At 60.6% G+C, this 14,393-nt stretch carries 12 protein-coding genes, 3 pseudogenes and 1 other annotated feature; of the genes and pseudogenes, 8 read left to right on the forward strand and 7 right to left on the reverse strand.

What is annotated here, in order from left to right:
• Positions 1-344 precede the first annotated feature (344 nt).
• Complete coding sequence (locus AK36_RS27890; protein ID WP_080938778.1) at positions 345-4,559, forward strand: cysteine peptidase family C39 domain-containing protein; 4,215 nt, start codon at positions 345-347, stop codon at positions 4,557-4,559.
• Between the two features lie 31 nt (positions 4,560-4,590).
• On the opposite strand, the gene AK36_RS27895 is transcribed toward AK36_RS27890, so the two are convergent.
• Positions 4,591-5,828 (reverse strand): IS3 family transposase gene (locus tag AK36_RS27895; RefSeq protein WP_106919311.1). Its coding sequence is split into 2 segments (ribosomal slippage): positions 4,591-5,537 and positions 5,537-5,828, totalling 1,239 coding nucleotides; the frame shifts between segments, so codons are not numbered across the junction.
• Positions 5,431-5,547: a sequence feature (AL1L pseudoknot), on the reverse strand. Its footprint overlaps the gene before it by 117 nt.
• On the opposite strand from AK36_RS27895, the pseudogene AK36_RS34775 reads away from it, so the two are divergent.
• The 3 genes and pseudogenes from AK36_RS34775 to AK36_RS33495 all read left to right on the forward strand — a co-directional run.
• Positions 5,748-5,939: pseudogene (locus AK36_RS34775) on the forward strand (hypothetical protein); the annotation flags it as partial. The gene AK36_RS27895 and the pseudogene AK36_RS34775 overlap by 81 nt on opposite strands.
• A 273-nt stretch (positions 5,940-6,212) precedes the next feature.
• The gene (locus AK36_RS34490) at positions 6,213-6,467 is read left to right on the forward strand and encodes a DUF4258 domain-containing protein (RefSeq protein ID WP_224383436.1); all 255 of its coding nucleotides are present in this window, start codon (positions 6,213-6,215) and stop codon (positions 6,465-6,467) included.
• A gap of 9 nt (positions 6,468-6,476) precedes the next feature.
• On the forward strand, positions 6,477-6,818 hold the full coding sequence (locus AK36_RS33495; protein WP_144410685.1) for a hypothetical protein: 342 nt from the start codon (positions 6,477-6,479) through the stop codon (positions 6,816-6,818).
• A 152-nt stretch (positions 6,819-6,970) separates the two neighbouring features.
• Here the strand turns inward: AK36_RS33495 and AK36_RS27905 are convergent, their stop codons facing one another.
• Entirely contained in the window at positions 6,971-7,222 is a 252-nt protein-coding gene (locus AK36_RS27905) for a hypothetical protein (RefSeq protein WP_059462736.1), read from the reverse strand.
• 96 nt (positions 7,223-7,318) lie between these two features.
• Here AK36_RS27905 and AK36_RS34665 point away from each other — a divergent pair.
• Positions 7,319-7,417: pseudogene (locus AK36_RS34665) on the forward strand (IS66-like element accessory protein TnpA); the annotation flags it as partial.
• 35 nt (positions 7,418-7,452) lie between these two features.
• Here the strand turns inward: AK36_RS34665 and tnpC (AK36_RS27910) are convergent.
• The 5 genes and pseudogenes from tnpC (AK36_RS27910) to AK36_RS32185 form a co-directional block, all read right to left on the reverse strand.
• A complete protein-coding gene (gene tnpC, locus AK36_RS27910; protein ID WP_045579725.1) occupies positions 7,453-9,027 on the reverse strand; it encodes an IS66 family transposase in 1,575 nt (524 codons plus the stop codon).
• A gap of 63 nt (positions 9,028-9,090) precedes the next feature.
• Positions 9,091-9,438: an IS66 family insertion sequence element accessory protein TnpB gene (tnpB, locus tag AK36_RS27915; protein WP_080938779.1), complete on the reverse strand. Its 348-nt coding sequence runs from the start codon at positions 9,436-9,438 to the stop codon at positions 9,091-9,093.
• Positions 9,426-9,809, reverse strand: a complete 384-nt coding sequence (gene tnpA / locus AK36_RS32175; RefSeq protein WP_158348967.1) for an IS66-like element accessory protein TnpA — start codon at positions 9,807-9,809, stop codon at positions 9,426-9,428. Before tnpA ends, tnpB (AK36_RS27915) begins: the two co-directional genes overlap by 13 nt.
• A 15-nt stretch (positions 9,810-9,824) precedes the next feature.
• On the reverse strand, positions 9,825-10,592 hold the full coding sequence (locus tag AK36_RS32180; RefSeq protein ID WP_080938780.1) for a tyrosine-type recombinase/integrase: 768 nt from the start codon (positions 10,590-10,592) through the stop codon (positions 9,825-9,827).
• A gap of 434 nt (positions 10,593-11,026) precedes the next feature.
• Positions 11,027-11,768 (reverse strand): annotated as a pseudogene (locus AK36_RS32185) (IS21 family transposase); the annotation flags it as partial.
• A gap of 35 nt (positions 11,769-11,803) precedes the next feature.
• Between AK36_RS32185 and AK36_RS34780 the strand changes: the two are divergent.
• The 3 genes from AK36_RS34780 (at position 11,804) to tnpC (AK36_RS27935) (ending at position 14,190) form a co-directional block, all read left to right on the forward strand.
• Positions 11,804-12,223 (forward strand): transposase, encoded by a 420-nt coding sequence (locus tag AK36_RS34780; RefSeq protein WP_045579726.1) that lies wholly within the window; start codon positions 11,804-11,806, stop codon positions 12,221-12,223.
• On the forward strand, positions 12,211-12,564 hold the full coding sequence (tnpB, locus tag AK36_RS27930) for an IS66 family insertion sequence element accessory protein TnpB (protein WP_249180016.1): 354 nt from the start codon (positions 12,211-12,213) through the stop codon (positions 12,562-12,564). Before AK36_RS34780 ends, tnpB (AK36_RS27930) begins: the two co-directional genes overlap by 13 nt.
• A 132-nt stretch (positions 12,565-12,696) precedes the next feature.
• Positions 12,697-14,190 (forward strand): IS66 family transposase, encoded by a 1,494-nt coding sequence (tnpC, locus tag AK36_RS27935; protein ID WP_404842671.1) that lies wholly within the window; start codon positions 12,697-12,699, stop codon positions 14,188-14,190.
• Positions 14,191-14,393 lie beyond the last annotated feature (203 nt).

Raw genomic sequence — 14,393 nt, forward strand, 5'->3', positions numbered from 1 at the left:
GGGTTGCCATCTTGGTTTGTATGTTGGCTTCCGTGTCCGCGGATGCGGCGACCACATCCGCGCAATACACCTATGACCTACTGGGCCGCGTCACGACGGTTCTCTATGACAACGGCGTCTGCGTCGCATACAGCTACGACGCTAACGGGAACAGGACCGCTCAATCCAATACCGCAGGAAACGGGGTGCCCCCAATGACATGGGGTGCGGGCGTATGGGGTTGCGTACCTTGGACGCCTTCATAACCCTGTCCCCTCTGTTCCGACCTCCACCAAACTGAAGATATCGCCTTCAGATAGGAACTGCATTGCCGTTGCTTCTGGACAAGACATCCGAGGTTGAGAATGAAAATAGCGAATGCACGACGCCTCCTCGCGCTCCTGAGCACCGCATTTATCCTGTTCCCGCTCGCAGGCCGCGGACAATCGCAGCCGGCGCGAGAGTCTGCCGCGGCAATTCCAGCTGGCGACTCCGCGTCCATACGCGTCGCCGGCTTCGCAGAGCCGCTCGTACGCGGCAGCATCACAACACCAGACGAAGACTCAGCGCTGACGAACGCACTATCGACATATCGCGCCGCTAAGGAGCCAGGTGACGCCAACAGTTTGGCTTCCTTCCTCGTGCAATATCCGCGCTCCGGCTGGGCGCCGGCAATCTATACCAACCTCGGCTTTGCGTATCTCCACGAAGGCTATTTCTCCAGGGCTATCGACGCGTGGAAGCAAGCATGGCTGCTCGGCAAAGATGCCACGCAACCGAAAGCCAAGGCGGTCGTCGATCGCGCTGTGGGTGAACTCGCTGCGCTGTACGCGTCGCTTGGCCAAATGCAAAATCTGTCAGATCTCCTCGATGAGATGGGCGACCGGCCGATCGCGGGGTCTGCGACCGAACTAGTCCAGCAGGCGCATGAGCAACTGGCTCTGGTGAACAAGGATCCTCGTCACCTGTTCAACTGCGGCCCGGTTGCGCTGAGGCTGATGATTCTCTCCCACGACGCGCATAATCGGAAGGCGGACCGACTGCAATACTACCGAGCGGGCTCAAACGGGACGAATCTGGCGGAGCTCGAGCAGCTCGCCGGCAACGCGAAGTTTGCGTCTCGTGTCGTATACCGCCAACCGGGCCAAGCGGTCCCGGTGCCGTCGATCGTTCATTGGAACGTCGGGCATTTTGGGGCGATCCTTGGTCACGCCAATGGCCGGTATCACGTGCAGGATCCGGTGTTCGCGGGCGACGGTCTTTGGACGAAGGACAAGGCTCTTGACACCGAAGCGAGCGGATATTTCCTGATTCCAGCCAGTACGCCTCTGCAACCGGGCTGGCGAGTGGTCGCCAAGGAGGAGGCCGAATCCATATGGGGTAAAGGTCCCACGAGCGCGGTCCAACCGGGCGACGCCAACGATCCGACCGCCAACAACGGACCGAACAACTGCAATAGTCCGATGTGCGGCTACGACATCAAGGAGGCGACCGTCGGCGTTACTTTGTCGGACACCCCGGTCGGCTACGTGCCACCGATTGGCGCCTCCATGAAAGTGAAGGTGACGTACAACCAGCGCGAAGACAGCCAGCCTGCCAATTTCACGTTCTTCAACGTTGGCCAGAAGTGGACATTGAATTGGCTGACCTACGTGACTGACGACCCGACGAATGCAGGCGGTAACGTATCACGTTACCTTCCGGGCGGCGGGGCGTACTACTACACCGGGTACGGGGTCGGCACTGGGCGCTTTACACAGCAAAATGACGACGGCTCAGTGCTCGTGCTTGCGTCGCAATCGCCGATCATCTACCGACGCCTGCTCGCGAACGGTGGTGTCGAAGTCTATGCGCAGTCCGACGGCAGCGTTGCATATCCGCGGAAAATCTTCCTGAGTCAAGTGATTGACCCGCAGGGAAATGCAGTCACCTTGAACTACGACAGTCAACTGCGATTGACGTCGATTAGCGATGCGACGGGTAGGCAAACGACCTTCTCGTATGGACTATCCGGCTGGCCGTTGGTTGTCACTCAAATTACCGATCCGTTCGGGCGCAGCGCGATCCTGCGTTACGACAACTCTGGCCGGCTCACCTCGATCACAGACGTCATCGGATTGACGTCGAGTTTCGTCTACGACATCAACTCGCTGATCAATCAAATGACGACGCCGTATGGCACGACGAGCTTCTCGTACACGTCGCCAGGCACAAGTGGACCGCCCCGGTTTGTCGACGTGACTGATCCCCTCGGATATCACGAGCGCGAGGAGTGGCTTGAACCAGCTTCAATCCCCGATAGCGATCCAACCGCTAGCGTACCGCAAGGCATGCCGATTACTCTGACCAACCAGTATCTCTCGTATCGAAACAGCTTTCATTGGGATAAGAGCGCGTACATCACTGCGGGCTGCACGCAGACGGGCGGTTGTGACTATACGAAGGCGCGGGATACGCATTTTGCCCACGTGCCGGGCGTGGCCGCGACAAAATCGACAACGATCGAGAGCATGAAATATCCGCTCGAGAACCGGGTCTGGTTTGTCTATCCGGGGCAGACTCAGAGCGTCTACGCCGGAAGCTACAGTAGCCCAATTGCGACTGGACGCGTTCTCGATGACGGCTCAACCCAGCTGACGCAGGCTTCGTACGATATTTCTGGCTTCTTCAACCAGAATCAAGCGGTTGATGCAGTAGGCCGTGCGACCGGGTTCAGTATTCCCAACCAGATCGATCTTGCAGCTGTAGTGCAGACAACAGCTGGTGGTGCTCGGACAACCCTTGACCAGTACACCTACAACTATCAGCACCGGCCGATCGTGCATACCGACGCGGCGGGGCAGACAACGTTTAACACGTATAACGCGGCGGGACAGTTGACCGCGACGACGAACCCGCTTGGCCAGACGACGCGTTATCAATACGATCCGAACGGCAACCTGACATCAGTTACCAATGCCAACGCGGTAACTTCGGCCTCGTACACGTACGACGCTTTCAATCGCGTCGCCACGTTTACCGATTCGGAGGGGTGGCAAGTATCGTATCGCTACGACAATGCTGATCGCGTTACTCGCGTCACCTACCCCGACGGGACGTACAAGAGCTTCACCTATGACAAGCTAGATCTGGTTTCATATTCCGATCGAATCGGTCGGGTCTGGCGCTATACGTACGATGCGAACCGTCGGCGAACATCGATAGTCGATCCAGGCGGGCGGCAGACGCTGCTGAACTACGATCCAAGCGGACGGCTTGTCAGTCGAGCCGACCCGAAAGGTAACGTCACTAGCTGGGCCTATGATGTGCAAGGCCGCTTAACGACGAAAACCTACGCGGATTCGAGCAAGGTCTCCTACACGTACGAGAACACGACGAGTCGCGTGAAGTCAATTACCGACGCGTTGGGACAAACCAAGCAATTCACCTATGCAAAGGACAACGCGGTAACTGCGATCACATACGCTGGTGCGGTCAACCCGACGCCGAACGTTTCCTTCTCGTATGACGCGTATTTCCCCCGTATCGTGTCGATGAGCGATGGCACGGGCACCACGCAATATAGCTACGTGCCTGTCGGGACCTTCGGCGCCCTTCAACGTCAGCTGGAGAGCACACCGCTTGCGAACGGGACAATCTCCTATGCGTATGACGCGCTTGGCAGATTGAGCACCCGAACGGTTGCAGGTGCTGGGCCGGAGACTTTCCAGTACGACGCGCTTGGCCGGCTCGTGACCCACGCTAGTGATCTGGGTTCCTTCACGCTCGGTTATCTCGGCCAGACCCGTCAGATAGCGTCGCGTCAACTCGCTAGTTCCTCGCTCGGGACGACATGGAGCTATCTCCCGAATTCAGGTGATCGGCGTCTTTCAGGCATCAGTACGACCGGATTGTCCTCTGGCCAGTACACGACGTTCCAATATACGTCGAACGACGAGAACCTCACAACGGGCACCACTCAAACGAGCGACGCAACGATCCCTTATCCGCCGAGCACGACGACGCAGACGGCGACCTACAACGTTCTCAATCAGCTCACGACGCTTTCGAATCCGCCACCGGCGAGCCAGCCTTTAACGTATGACGCCAACGGAAATCTCCTGTCGGATGGAGGGCGTACGTATAGCTGGGACGCAGAAAACAGACTGGTCGCGATCGCGTATCCCGGCCAGTCCGGCAAGGCCACCAGTTTCACCTACGACGGGCTGGGGCGTCGAATATCAATCAGCAGTACGCCGGCGGGTGGCGGCGCAGCGGTAACGACTTCGTACATCTGGTGTGGGCCGCGCCCATGCCAGGCGAGAGGCGCCAGCAACGCCGTGACGCGCGGCTACTACCCCGAAGGCGAATTCCAGCCCGGAAGTCCGGCGCGATCCGACTATTACGCGGTCGATCAACTCGGATCGGTCCGACGTGTCTTTACTAGCGTAAGCGCACCGACTTACGACTATGATGCCTATGGCGCCGTGTTGCAGTCGACTGCCACGCTCACCGACTATGGGTATGCGGGGATGTTCACCAATGCGGATAGCGGCCTCTACCTGACGAAGTTCCGCGCCTACGATCCTGTGTCGGGGTGAACCGCACCGGGAATCGTGGAGGCTGGTTGGTTTAAGTTAATGCGGACACGTCAGCGGCATTTCTGAGTTGCCTGTAGTAGTTTGCCTCAGCTTCAGCAGGCGGGATATAGCCGAGCGGTTCCATCAGCCGATGACGGTTGTACCAGGCGACCCATTCCAGCGTTGCCAGTTCGACGGATTCCCTCGTTTTCCAAGGGGCGCGCCGATGAATCAGTTCCGTCTTGTACAGGCCGTTGATCGTCTCGGCCAGCGCATTGTCGTAGCTGTCGCCCCGGCTGCCGACCGACGGCTCGATGCCGGCCTCAGCCAGCCGTTCGCTGTAGCGGATGCTGACGTATTGAGACCCTCTGTCGGAATGATGAATCAAAGTCCCGTCCTCACCCGGTTGGCGGGCGTACAGCGCTTGTTCAAGTGCATCCAGAACGAAGTCCGTGGTCATCGACGAGCTGACGCGCCAGCCAACAATACGGCGGGCAAACACGTCGATCACGAATGCCACGTACAGCCAGCCTTGCCATGTCGAGACATACGTAAAATCCGACACCCAGAGCTGATTCGGTCGGTCAGCCTTGAACTGCCGGTTGACTCGGTCCAGCGGGCGCGGCGCGGTCACCTCGGGAATCGTCGTGCGAACACGCTTACCGCGAACTGCGCCACGCAAGCCCTGCAGTTTCATCAACCGTCCGACCGTGCAGCGTGCCACTGCAATGCCTTCCCGGTTCATCTGCTTCCAGACCTTCGGCACGCCGTAGACCTGCATGTTGGCCTGCCAGACACGCTTGATCTCCGGTTGCAAAAGCTCATCGCGTTTCGCGCGGGCGCAGCGCTTCGACGGATCGCGAAGTTGTGCTGCATGGCGTCGGTAGCCCGACGGGGCAATCCGCAAGACCTTGCAGATCGGCTCGACCCCGAAGGTGTCGCGATGCTGATCAATGAAGGCCTTCAGGACTTGAAACGGCGGTCGAGCTCCGCCTGGGCGAAAAACGCGCTCGCCAGTTTGAGAATCTCATTGGTCCGGCGCAGTTCCTTGACCTCGCGCTCCAAGGCCTTGATGCGTTCACGCTCGGCCGTACTCACGCCATCGCGCTCTCCACGGTCGACCTCGTCGCGCTTAACCCAATCCAACAACGTCTGCGGCGTGCAGCCGATCATCGGCGCAATCGATTCGACTGCCGCCCACATCGACGGGTGCTCGCTACGCTGCTCGCGTACGAGGCGCACTGCGCGCTCTCGGACTTCCGGGGAAAACTTGCTTGGCTTCTTGTTCATGGCTCCATTCTCTCAAGAGTTGGAGCCTCCACAAAACTCGGGGCGGTTCAGGGGCGATGGCTCTCTCGCGATCCGCTTGGCGAGACCAGCGATTCGGAGGGGAATCTGTACGCCTATGTTTCGGGCAATCCAGTAAGGTTCAATGATCCGCTCGGCTTGGACAATCCGGGAATGGGGCCATACAATCCATGGGATCCGCCGGGGCGGGGTTCCTGTAGCTCCGGGCCGGGTGAGCCCGGGCTGCAGCCGGTTTGCCCCGAGTGCGCACTCGCACCGGCCCTTCGTTGGGCATGGGGCTTAAGCGACGGTGCTCCTACCGGGGCAGTTCAGAACTTGGCGGGCGATAAGCATCCGTCGACACCAACGGGCCAGTCTGGAAGCCCAATGGACATTCCGAATGGCACGAATTCTCCAGGAGCCGTCAACGGACAAAATTACTCGGGTCATGCATTCGATGAGATGCAGGCCGACGGTATTACCCCGTCAGTTGTCAGCAACACGATCGAAAACGGCGGGCAAATTCCAGGAAAAGTGCCGGGGACAACTGCGTACTATGATTCCGTCAATAACATCACAGTAATTACTGATTCAACTACTGGAACGGTTGTTACAGTTTCTCGCGGTCGAATTACTCAATAGGATGGTGAAATGACTGAAGATTGGAAAACGGAGTACGACCAACGGCAGTACAGATTGATGAACGATCAATTGAGACTGTTCGAAACAGGCAAGCTTGATCTTCCTGCCCTGATAAAAGGGATAAAGGCCCTACTCTCAGCGCTCGAGGTCGCCGATGAATCGTGGAAAGACAAAGTTCGATGCGAATGGGGGGCTTTGGAGACCGTATACGCCATAGGGCTTGACCGAAAAGAGCAAGGGCTTGCGCCGGACATTCAAGCGTGCCTCAATGACCCTGCGAATCGAGCGATAATTGACGAAGCCGTCCGGAATATTCGGCGACTCGTACAGGAATGCATTAGTCATCCGTGATGAGGCTGAATATGCATATGTCTCAGGTAATGCGATCCGTTTCAATGATCCGACTGGTTTGGACAATGCAGGGATGGGACCGTATAACCGGTTTTGTCGCAATAAGAACGCGACGGGTGTGTTGCTTCGGATGGGAAGCGTGAGGTTCGGCTTTATAGGATGAGCCGACGGTCCATCCCGGTAGGGGTGTCCGCTATGCTGCCCATACCTACGCCGACGCCGGCCCCATTGGCGATGTCGCCGGACGAACTGGCAATGTCACCAGCAACCCAGCCCGCCATCTTGCCGAGCTCCACCTCGTCGGCAATCAGCGGGTCGCTCATCAGATCGTTCTTCGCCCGCTTTACGCCGGCGGCCGCCTCCTTCTCGAGCTTCACGCCCCCGGCGATCAGGGGATTGCTCATCAGATCGGCGTTTACCTGTTGCAGGGTAAGCGCGTCCTCAGCACCGTCTCGACGATATGAAGGGAAGTTGCCCAAGTAGTCCCCACCAGAAAAGTAGTGGGGACCACAGTGGCAACAGACGCACCGAAGAGAAGTTCACGCAAAGGCATCCCGAATCACCCCATCGAACTCCGGCGGAAGCTGGCTCAGCAGGCCGTAAGCGACCAGCCAACCCGTCTTGACGAGCGGGTTTAGGCGGCAGTCGAGAGAGGTTGCCAACGATGCGGCAGTAGCGCGTCGATGTCGTTGGCCTTGTGGGTCGGCAAGCGTGTGAGGACGTCCTTCAGATAGGCCAGCGGATCGAGCCCGTTCAGTTGCGCCGATCGAATCAAGCTCATGATGGCGGCCGCGCGCTGACCCGCACGCAGTGATCCGGCGAACAACCAATTGGACCGGCCGACTGCCCACGGTCGGATCTGGTTTTCGACCCAGTTGTTGTCGATCGGCACATTGCCGTCATCGAGATAGCGCGTGAGTGCGTCCCATCGTTTCAGGCTGTAGTCCAGCGCCATCGCAATCGTCGAGCCGTCCGCAACGAGTTTGCGCTGCGCCATCAACCATTCATAGAGGGCGTCGCACACCGGCTTGGCCCGACGCTGTCGAAGCCGCTGCCGTTCGTCGACATCCAGTGCTGCGGCCTCGCGTTCGATGTCGTAGAGCGCGGTAAAGAACGGCAGGGCCTGCCCCGCAACATGGCTGCTGTGGTTGGCATGCAATTCAAAGAACTTGCGTCGAGCATGGGCCGCGCATCCGATCTCGGTGATGCCGTGCTGGAACGAGGCCTTGTACCCGCTGTAGTCGTCGCATACCAGTTTGCCGTGCCAGCCCGTCAGGAACGTGCGAGCGTGCGCACCGGCGCGGCTCTCGGCGAAGTCGTAGACCACCGCGCGCAGTTCGCTGAACTGAGTCGACGTATACGCCCACAGGTATGCCCGGTGCGTTTTGCCCTTGCCGGGACTGAGCATTTGCACCGGCGTCTCGTCGGCGTGCAACACCGCCTGTTGCCGGATGGCCTGGCCGAGCGCGTCGACCAACGGCTGCAACTGCACGCCACACCGGCCCACCCAGGCACCCAGCGTGGATCTCGGGATGGCCAGTCCCGCACGACCAAAGATCTGTTCCTGGCGATACAGGGGCAGGTGGTCGCCGTACTTGACGACCAGCACCTGCGCGAGCAACCCGGCGGTGGGCATGCCCTTGTCGATCACATGCGGTGGAACCGGCGCTTGGATCAGCGTCTCGCACGCTTTGCACACCCACTTGCCGCGGATGTGCCGTTCCACCGTAAACACGCCCGGCGTGTAGTCCAGCTTCTCGCTCACGTCCTCGCCGATCCGTATGCGTTCGCAACCGCACTGGCATGTTGTGCTGTCCGGTTCGTGATGGACGTCGGTGCGTGGCAGTTGCGGCGGCAGTGGTGCCCGTTTCGGCTGCTCGCGTTGCCGTTCAGCTCGCGTAGGCTCGAGTTGCTCAAGCTCCATCTCGATGGCAACCAAGTCGCCATCGATCGCCTCGTCGAGCAGGTTCATCTGCTCGCTGTTGAGCTGTTCGCTACGCCGGCCGAACTGCTGGCGCTTGAGGATCGAGATCTCATGGGTAAGCTGGTCGATGCGGGTCTGCTTGTAGCGGAGTTCCCGATCTCGTTCACTGGCTTCCCGCTCCTTCTCGTGGATCGCCTGGTCCTTCGACTGGACCTCTGCAATCAGTTGCGCAGTCAGGGCGCGCAACTGTTCCGGGGTGAGTGCGTCGAGGTCAGCGGGATTCATGCAGGCCAGTCTGCCAGAACGCTGTAGGTGGTGGAAGCTGAACTGTTTACGCCTCCGTCGTACTCAGACGACACGGATCACGCCACTCTCGCCAATGCGTTGCCACGGCAGGCCCAGCACCAGGCCGGCCAGTTGTTCGTGCGTCAGTTCATGCTGCTTCGGTTCGCTGCCGGCGTGCGGCCAGGCAAATTGCCCCTGATTCAGACGTCGTGCTGCCAACCAAATGCCGATCCCGTCGTGGATCAGGACCTTCATGCGGTTGGCGCGGCGATTGGCGAACAGATAAGCATGGTGCGGGTGCGCGGCACCGAATACCTTGACCACGCGCGCCAAGGCCGTGTCGAAACCGGCACGCATGTCCAGCGGATCGGTCGCCAGCCAGATCTCGTCGACGCGGATCACCGCATCCACTCGCGCAGCCAGGCGGCACACTGGGCGGCTTCGGACACGGGCCAACTGACCGTGATCGACTGATCGCCCCGGCGCACCTCGATGCGGATCTCTGCCGAGTGCGGACTCGGCGCTCCCAATGGCACCGACACAAAGGCTGGCAGCGACGGTGGCGTGGCCGGTGGACGACCCAGCGGTCTCTTGGGAAGTCGCCCCTCCGCCTGATCGATCCAGCGCCGCAGCAGATTCGCGTTGAGCCGGTGTTCCAGCGCGACCGCAGCAACCGATACGCCGATTCCCTGGCACGCAGCTACCACCTGCGCCTTGAACACCTCGCTGTACCGTTGCCGGCGACGACGCTCGGGGAGTGCTTCCGATTCGATAGTGTTCACGTGTCCGCTTATTCGTTAGGTGGACACGATACTCCCAAGAGCTTTACCCCAACTCAAGACGGGTTCCCTCGTACTCAGGAAAACTGCTCTGCAAGCACTGGCGGGGCGTTCGTGTTGAAGATAGGTACACAATGCTTCGCCGGCTTCGTAAGGCAACGGCAGTCGCCGTTCGCGGTGAGATTTTCCAGGACGAATGCGCACGCAGCCCTCGATCCAGTCGATATCGTCGAGCATCAAATGTGTGAGTTCGCAGGCCCGTACACCCATTCTCGCCAGGACCAGCAACATCGCCCGATTGCGCAACTCGTGGGCGCTGCCGTCAAGCGCTGCTCCAAGCACGCGCTCGGTCTCCTCTGCGGTGAGACGAACCGGCAGAGAGGCGTACTTCCACTGGGGCATCGAGGGAATCGCGGCTTCGAGCTCACGGCCCGCCATGCCGCAGAACACCAAATACCGGAGCCAGGCTCGCAGTGCAGCTCCTGGCTTCTTACGCGAGTGTCCGTGAAGGCGTGCAGCCTCTTGGCGAACAAAGGTGGTGAGCCATTCCGCGCGCGGCACCCACGGGTCACCGGCGGTTGCCGGGCAGTACTGCGCTAGGAATCGCCGGACAAAGAATCGGTATTGGCGGCGGGACGCGGCTGCAAGCCCCACGACCTGCGAGAGATGGCGATCGAATTCGCCGACCCAGCTGTTCAGTTCATCGGGCAGTTCTGCCTGCGCCAAACGCTCGCCGTTACCTCGTGACCGGGGTACGGACGGAGTCGGAGACGGTGTGTTGTTCATGAACCTCTCCCGTCGACCGGAATGGCCGATCAGGGAAGCTTGCACTGATTATGCGAAGACGTTTCTGGTGCCGGCCGGCTTTGACCGGCACTCCATGGTCACTGCAGAACTCAAGCCGTCGCGAGCTGGGCATAACCGGGAACTGTGCCTAACAGGCTTTTATCGTTTCGGCACGCGGAAACGGGCTTGAGCTAGCCGTCGAGGACCTTGACGATTTGCATCAATTTCCGGTTGGTCAGGACAGTGAGGCAGCGCATGAGTCGCCTTTATTCGTGGGGGTGAGGCGCGAGCAACGCCGTGACACGCGGCTACTATGCTGAGGACGATTACCCCAAAGATCAGTCAGTAAGCGCTTGATTTGATTGATTATTGTTTTGGTGGCGGAGCGCTAACCCTTGTCGCAGCTAGACCGACCTACACCGGTAAAGCGCACGAAAATCAAGGGGACCCCTGTAGCGGTTGCGCTGGAAGTGGATGAGGCTGGTCGACGACACCCGCAGGGTCTGCTCGACATAGCCGTCGAACGGGCGTGGATTGGGCATCAGCCTGGTGCGCTCGTCCTGCAGCGCGTCCTCGACCGTCAGCTCGGGCCACTGCGGGTGCCGCATCTGCCAGGCCTGACGACACTGGCCCGCGACCCATTCGTTCAGAAGCTCCAGCGTTTCCCAGCGTCGTAGCGCAGCCTCGTGCCAGATCTGGCGGCGCCGGTCCTGCACGTTCTTCTCAACGATGCCCTTCTCCCAGCCGGCGGCACGGTTGCAGAATTCCGGCTCGAACAGGTAATGGCCGCACATTGCCTCGAAGCGGGCGTTGACCGCGCGCTCCTTGCCGCGGCCGACCTTGTCCACGGCGGTCTTCATGTTGTCGTAGATGCCGCGGCGCGGCACGCCGCCGAACGCGGCGAATGGCCTCGAACATGAACCGGGCCCTGCGCCGGTCACGCTTCGGGCGATGACTGTCTGCCCGCAGCCAGCCCGTCAGTTGCGCGGCCCACTCGTTGACGACGCTCGGGCTGACGCGCTTCGGGCACTTCGGCTCAACGGCATCCGTTTGCCGAAGCCAGCTGCGCACCGTGTTCCGGGACAGGCCCGTGCGCCTGGCAATCTCGCGCAGCGGGGCCTTCTCGCGTAAGCGGCTCGGCCGGACCGTCTCCCGATGCTGATTTTTCCAACGCATGATGGGCGCGTTTAGATTGACGGAGCCAGTCAGCCATGTCGAACGCAGGGAACCGTGCCCATCCCCATCGCACGTACGCGCAAGAATTCAAGCAGCAGGTGATCAGGGAGACGTTGGAGCCGGGTATGTCGGTGTCGATTGTTGCGCGTCGACACGACATCAACGCCAACGTGGTATTCGGTTGGCGCAAGCAATATCGTGAAGGCAAGCTGGTCGTCCCTGCACTGGATGTTGCGCCGAGCGTGCCAAGCACGGAACTGCTGAGCGTCGACGTGATCGACACTGCATTGGTGCTGCGAGCGCCGGAGCCGACGGTAGCATCGGGAGCGACGAGCAGCGTACCGATGTCGACGCCCGTATGCGAGATCGAGGTGGAGATCGGCAAGCGGCGCGTGAAGATTCGCGGTCTGTCTGCCGAGCGCACCGAAGCGTTCCTGCAGGAATGCCTGAAGTGATCGCGCTGCCGGCAGGTACGCGTATCTGGCTGGCGGCCGGCGTGACCGACATGCGTTGCGGGTTCCAGGGGCTGGCCGCGAAGGTGCAGACGGCGCTCGAAGAGAATCCGCTGGGTGGGCACGTGTTCATCTTCCGCGGCCGTCGCGGCGATCTCGTGAAACTGCTTTGGGCGACCGACGACGGGCTCTGGTTGCTCGCAAAACGATTGGAGCGAGGCCGTTTTATCTGGCCTCAGGCTGATGGCGGAAAGATCCATCTGACGAGCGCCCAGTTGTCGATGCTGCTTGAGGGCATCGATTGGCGGCAGCCACGCCGCACAGCCGCGCTGTCGATGTTGTAAACCGCATAGAAGGCTCGTAAACTGCGATGCATGTCCAAAGATGCGCCGCTTCCTGCCACCGTCGCTGAGCTCCAGGCCCTGGTGCTCGCGCAGCAGGCGTCGCTGCTTGAACAGCAAGCCTCGATCGCAAACATGGTGCGGGAGATCGCCGCACGCGACGACGAGATCGAACGCCTGAAGGCGCAGATCGACAAGCTCAGGCGGATGTACTTCGGTAGCAAGTCCGAGAAACTGGCTCGGCAGATCGATAAGCTCGAGGCGCAACTGGAAGACCTGACGGCCGGCCAGGGTGCAGCAGAGACGCGAGGGCACCGAGACAAGACGTCGACGGCACCACCCGGTCGGGCGCCCACGCGAGAGCCACTGCCACCGCACTTGCCCCGTGATGAAATCGAACTCAAGCCGGATCCGGCCTGCCCAAAGTGCGCGACGACGATGCAGTGGCTCGGCGAGGATGTATCCGATCAACTCGCCCGCGTGGCGGCCGCGTTCAAGGTGATCCGCACGATCCGCCACAAGCTGTGTTGCCCTGATTGCGGCCACATCGAACAGCCCGCGATGCCCAGCCTGCCGATCGAGCATGGCATCGCGCATCCGAGCTTGCTGGCCGATATTGCGGTATCGAAGTTCGCCGATCATCAGCCGCTGTATCGCCAATCGGAGATCGCGGCACGCGACGGCGTGACGCTGGATCGCGGCAGCATGGGCCGCTGGCTCGGGCAGATTGCCGAGCTCTGCGTGCCGCTCGTTGAAGCGATCCAGCGCTACGCGCTGGTTCCCGGAAAGGTCCATGTCGACGACACGCCGGTTGCGGTGCTCGCGCCCGGCAACGGCAAGACAGTGACCGGTCGCTTCTGGGTGTACGTGCGAGACGATCGCCGCTCCGGCTCGACCGACCCAGCTGCGGTATGGTTCGACTTCTCCTCGGACCGTAAAGGCGTTCACCCACAAACCCGGCTCGCTGCATTCCACGGTATCCTGCAGGCCGATGCTTACGCCGGCTTCGATCAACTGTTTGCGAGCGGCGAGATCCACGAAGCGGCATGCTGGGATCACGCGAGGCGGTACGTCTACGATGTTCACGCGCGCACGCCGACCCCGGATACCCAGCAGCTGCTTGAGATGATCGGCGAGCTCTACAGTATCGAAGCCGACATCCGTGGCCAGCAACCTGACGAGCGTCTGCGCGTGAGACAGGAAAAGAGCAAGCCGTTGCTCGCGAAGTTCGAAGCGACGATCCGAGCGAAACTCGCGACGCTGTCGACGAAGTCCGCGCTCGCCAAGGCGATCAACTACTCGCTGAATCATTGGGCGGCGCTGGTGTTCTACTGCGAGGACGGTCGGGCCGAGATCAGCAACGTGCTCGCGGAAAACGCCTTGCGCTGTGTCGCGCTCGGACGCAAAAACTATCTGTTCGTCGGCTCCGACAGCGGGGGCGAGCGGGCCGCTGCGATGTATAGCTTGATCGGGACGTGCAAGCTGAACGGCATCAACCCGCGTGCCTATCTGGAATACGTCCTGACCCACATCGCTGATCACAAGATCTCCCGCATCGACGAATTGCTGCCCTGGAATGTGGCCGACAAGCTGAAGCCGGCCACCCCGCCCACACCATCGACCGGGTAGATCTGGATAGATTTGGATGGATCGTGTCCACGATCGCCGAACGCGGACACGATCTCCCGTGATCTACACGGACTCCACCACGCCATCACCATCGTGCCCCACGCGCGCGTGAACAGGGAAACGGCCAGGCTGAGTCGCTTACCTTCTCGCGGAAATACATCCGCCTGATCTTGGCCAATATGCCTACCGTGATCACCTCTGTA

Origin of the sequence: Burkholderia vietnamiensis LMG 10929 (assembly GCF_000959445.1) — a bacterium.
GTDB lineage: Bacteria > Pseudomonadota > Gammaproteobacteria > Burkholderiales > Burkholderiaceae > Burkholderia > Burkholderia vietnamiensis.

Coding starts and splice junctions, on each gene's coding strand:
- AK36_RS34780 (WP_045579726.1), top strand. CDS start 11,804: ATGTCGAACGCAGGGAACCGTGCCCATCCCCATCGCACGTACGCGCAA.
- tnpB (WP_249180016.1), top strand. CDS start 12,211: ATGCCTGAAGTGATCGCGCTGCCGGCAGGTACGCGTATCTGGCTGGCG.
- AK36_RS27890 (WP_080938778.1), top strand. CDS start 345: ATGAAAATAGCGAATGCACGACGCCTCCTCGCGCTCCTGAGCACCGCA.
- tnpC (WP_045579725.1), bottom strand. CDS start 9,027: ATGAATCCCGCTGACCTCGACGCACTCACCCCGGAACAGTTGCGCGCC.
- AK36_RS32180 (WP_080938780.1), bottom strand. CDS start 10,592: ATGAACAACACACCGTCTCCGACTCCGTCCGTACCCCGGTCACGAGGT.
- AK36_RS27905 (WP_059462736.1), bottom strand. CDS start 7,222: ATGAGCAATCCCCTGATCGCCGGGGGCGTGAAGCTCGAGAAGGAGGCG.
- AK36_RS33495 (WP_144410685.1), top strand. CDS start 6,477: ATGACTGAAGATTGGAAAACGGAGTACGACCAACGGCAGTACAGATTG.
- AK36_RS34490 (WP_224383436.1), top strand. CDS start 6,213: ATGGACATTCCGAATGGCACGAATTCTCCAGGAGCCGTCAACGGACAA.
- tnpC (WP_404842671.1), top strand. CDS start 12,697: ATGGTGCGGGAGATCGCCGCACGCGACGACGAGATCGAACGCCTGAAG.